At 54.0% G+C, this 3600-nt stretch carries 4 protein-coding genes and 1 pseudogene; 3 read left to right on the top strand and 2 right to left on the bottom strand.

Features of this window, described 5'->3' with window-relative positions:
* Together WBV75_RS00965 and WBV75_RS00960 are read left to right on the top strand one after the other, a co-directional pair.
* Nucleotides 1–230 (top strand): annotated as a pseudogene (locus WBV75_RS00965) (ribosome maturation factor RimM); the annotation flags it as partial.
* A 41-nt stretch (nt 231–271) separates the two neighbouring features.
* On the top strand, nt 272–985 hold the full coding sequence (locus tag WBV75_RS00960; RefSeq protein ID WP_424118794.1) for a tRNA1(Val) (adenine(37)-N6)-methyltransferase: 714 nt from the start codon (nt 272–274) through the stop codon (nt 983–985).
* Between the two features lie 2 nt (nt 986–987).
* Here WBV75_RS00960 and WBV75_RS00955 read toward each other — a convergent pair whose 3' ends face one another.
* Together WBV75_RS00955 and WBV75_RS00950 are read right to left on the bottom strand one after the other, a co-directional pair.
* Entirely contained in the window at nt 988–1875 is an 888-nt protein-coding gene (locus WBV75_RS00955; RefSeq protein WP_424118793.1) for a dimethylarginine dimethylaminohydrolase family protein, read from the bottom strand.
* Complete coding sequence (locus tag WBV75_RS00950) at nt 1872–3188, bottom strand: amino acid permease (protein WP_424118792.1); 1317 nt, start codon at nt 3186–3188, stop codon at nt 1872–1874. The genes WBV75_RS00955 and WBV75_RS00950 overlap by 4 nt, the downstream gene beginning before the upstream one ends.
* 60 nt (nt 3189–3248) lie before the next feature.
* On the opposite strand from WBV75_RS00950, the gene WBV75_RS00945 reads away from it, so the two are divergent.
* Nucleotides 3249–3600, top strand: a 352-nt coding sequence (locus tag WBV75_RS00945) for an aromatic ring-hydroxylating oxygenase subunit alpha (protein WP_424118791.1), incomplete at its 3' end; no start/stop codon positions are given.

Raw genomic sequence — 3600 nt, 5'->3', positions numbered from 1 at the left:
ATCACGAAGTTGTCGGTTTTCGACTGGTGGATGAAGTGTACGGCGATGTAGGGGAAATAAAGGGGGTCAACGACCAGGCCGCCCAACCGCTGTTTATGGCCAACAAAGATGGAAAATATGTGCTCATCCCGGTAAGTGACGACTTTATCCTTAAGGTGGATCGCCCCGAACGCACGATCCATATTCGAACGCCTGAGGGCTTGATCGACCTGTATCTGGGGGAATCCTAAAAGAACCCCTATTACCCTGTAAATCAATTCGAGTACCGTTTATGAACCCGGACTTTCAATTTAAGGAGTTTCGTATCCGGCAGGAGCGATCCGCCATGAAAGTGGGTACGGACGGCGTGCTTCTGGGTGCCTGGACTTCTTTGTCCCACCATCCGGATACGATCCTGGATATAGGAGCAGGGACGGGCTTGATCGCCCTGATGCTGGCCCAGCGTTCAGGGGCCGAAACCATTGATGCTGTCGAGGTAGAAGGGGCCGCTTTCGAGGAATGCGTCGAAAACTTCGAATCCAGCCCCTGGGGGGATCGATTGTTTTGCTATCATGCGGGCTTTGCAGACTTTGCCCGGGAAATCGAAGACAGGTACGAGTTAATCGTCAGTAATCCCCCTTATTTTGAGTCTCAGGTGGGAGGTGCAGACCCCGCCCGGGATCGCGCCCGCCAACTGGCTTCATTGCCTTTTGATATCCTCCTGCATGGCGTGGGCCAGCTCCTGGCGCCCACAGGCCGCTTTTCATCAATCCTCCCCTTTGCCGCCGAGGGGGCCTTTTTAAAGGAAGCCGATGGGGTGGGGCTCTACCCCTCCCGCATTACCCGGGTCAAAGGAAATCCAAAAGCTCCCATAAAACGAAGCCTGCTTGAATTTACGCGGGAAGCAGGCCCCTGTGAGGAGCATATCCTTACCATTGAAAAGGAGCGACACGCGTATACCCCGGAGTACACCGCCCTAACACGGGACTTTTACCTGAAGATGTGATTTTAGTTTTGGCGAAGGTAGGGCCGCGTCAGGCAGGTGGGCCCGCCCCCTCCCTTGAGGCTGATTTCACTTCCGGCATATGTAATGACCTTGGCCCCCGCGGCTCTTAAGGCGGCCTCAGTTTTCGGATTTCCCTCAGCCATCAGGCATTTTCTGGGGGCCAATGCCAAAACATTACAGCCCAGGGTGTCATACTCCTCCTCCGGAACTTCAACCAGGGTAAATCCCCGGTCCAGCAGTGTATTCCGAAATACAACAGGCATCAAAGGAGAATAGACCACTGCCAGATCCCGGTCCACCGGACTCAGGATGGACATGAGGTGAAATACGTCTGACGGGCCCCGGAAATGTGGGAGGTCGGCGGTGATCACTTCTACCCCCTTCGGGCTCAATAGCCCACGGAGCTGTTCGATACCCGAGGCATTCGTGCGGTAGGTATGCCCTACAGCCAGGGTACGGGTGTCCAGCCAGGCGACATCCCCGCCTTCCAGGGTTCCGGGCGCCTCGATGCTGCCCAGGATGGGCATGCCAAGGGCCTCGTAAAACACCTTGTGGTCTGCGGGCTCATCCCTTCGGGCCGGTTTACCCATCCGGCACAAAATCATCCCATGATCTGTGGCAATGGAGGCATCCCGGCAATAAAGGGAGTCCAGGGACAAACCATCGGTAGACGGCATGGGAAGGATTTCACCGGCCTGTTCCTCCAGTATTTTTTGAAAATTCTGATATTGGAACAGGGCCTTGGTGAAGTCCGGTAGCCCCAGGTAGTTCAGGGATTCCCAGGCATCGGAGAGGTTTTGTTCGCTCCTGAAGGCGTTGGCCACCGGCCGGATACAAACGGAGGCCAGGGGGAGGTATTCGGATTGGGTGGTAAAATTCTCGAGTTTCATTCAGGTGATTTGTTTTTCCATTTCATAAATACATAGACAGGGGTTCCCAACATCAATAAGATAAAGCCCCATAAAACCGAACTTTCCCCGGCGCCGTAGATCCCCCAGAGCGAAAAGGCAAAGGCGAGGCCGCCCAGGGTAAAAATTCCAACCCTCGACCGGTTGCTCTGTGAATTTTCCAGGGATAAAACTACAAAGGCGGCGGAGGCAAAAAGGTATGGGATGAGCACACAGAACGTAGAGAGCAGGATCATAAACCGAAACTGCTCGACCAGCCCTTCTGTATAATTCATCAACACGACCAGGGAACTGAGGGTACTGCCGATAACCATGCCCCATATGGGAACCCCATGTCGGTTTTCCTTCTGGAATACCCCGGGGAAAAGCCGGTCCCGGGCCGTAGCCTCAGCCACCTGGCTTTGGATAAATATCCATCCGTTCAGGGCCCCAAAGGACGCAATCGCCACCCCGGCGGCTACAAATCCTGCCCCAAGCTTCCCGCTCATGATCTCCATGGCATCGGCAAAAGGTGCCGCAGAAACGGAAAGGTCTTGGGCGGGGATCATTCCCATAATAACGACGGTACTGAGGATGTAGACAGCCGTAGTGATCAGGGTTCCCCATAGGGTAGCCATGGGAATTGTCTTCTTGGGATTTCTGACTTTGTCTGAGGGGACGGTGGCACTTTCAAAACCTAAAAACGAATAGAAGGTAAGGGCTCCTGTGGCAGCAATAGCCCCCAGGGAAGAGGTCTCACTGGCGTTAAAAGGGATAAAATTCGCAGGGTCAAAATAAAAGAAGCCCCCTATGATGATCACCACAATGGGCACCAATTTCAGGAGGGTTGTAACGACCTGCATTTTCCCGCTGGATCGCACGCCCAGGGAATTATACCAGGTGAGTCCCCAGATGGTCGCCAGAGAGGCCCCTGCGGCAAAAAGGGAATGGGTATTCAGTACAGGGAAGAACACGCTCATCGCGCTGATAAAGGCAATTGTGATAGCGGCATTGGCGATCCAGATCGAAACCCAGTAGCCCCAGGCGACCAAAAAACCGATATAGTCCCCGAATCCCGCTTTGGCAAAGGCGTAGGGCCCCCCGTTACTATTGGGAATCATTTTCGTAAGGGCACTAAAAACCCGGGCCAGTAGCAAGGCTCCGGCTGCGGAGACTACCCATCCAATAATGCTGATACCCCCAAAACCCGCGAGGGTTGCCGGCATCATAAAAATACCTGCCCCGATCATATTCCCAATGACCAGGGCCGTAGTCATCCAAATACCAAGGGATTGCTTGCCGGAATCAGCGGCCATTAAAAAAGAGGTTTACCGAAAAGAATTCCATATTTTTAAAAGTACAAATAAATCCCAGCCATGGCCCTGAATTTTTCAATAGACCCCGATATCCGAAAGGCAGCCACCCTGCCTGCTTCTTTTTACAGGGATGCTGCTGTGTTTGAGGCCTTGCGCGAAAAGGTTTTTCACCGTACCTGGCAATGGATTGGGGACGACCGGAAGTTGGACGAAAAAGGGTCGGCCCTTCCCTTTATCCTCCTCGAAGGCTTTCTCGATGAACCCATGGTCCTTACCCGGGATGCCTCAGGGGCCCTGCACTGCCTGAGCAACGTATGTACCCACAGGGGAAACCTGGTGGTTGGGGCGGCAGGAAAAACACGGAAACTGGTCTGTGGCTACCACGGACGGCGCTTCGACCTGGACGGTGCTT

The sequence above is a fragment of the Robiginitalea sp. genome, from assembly GCF_049588695.1.
Classification (GTDB): Bacteria; Bacteroidota; Bacteroidia; order Flavobacteriales; family Flavobacteriaceae; genus Robiginitalea.
The sequence above is the reverse complement of the archived record's forward strand: the minus strand, read 5'-3'. Positions and strand labels throughout refer to the sequence as shown.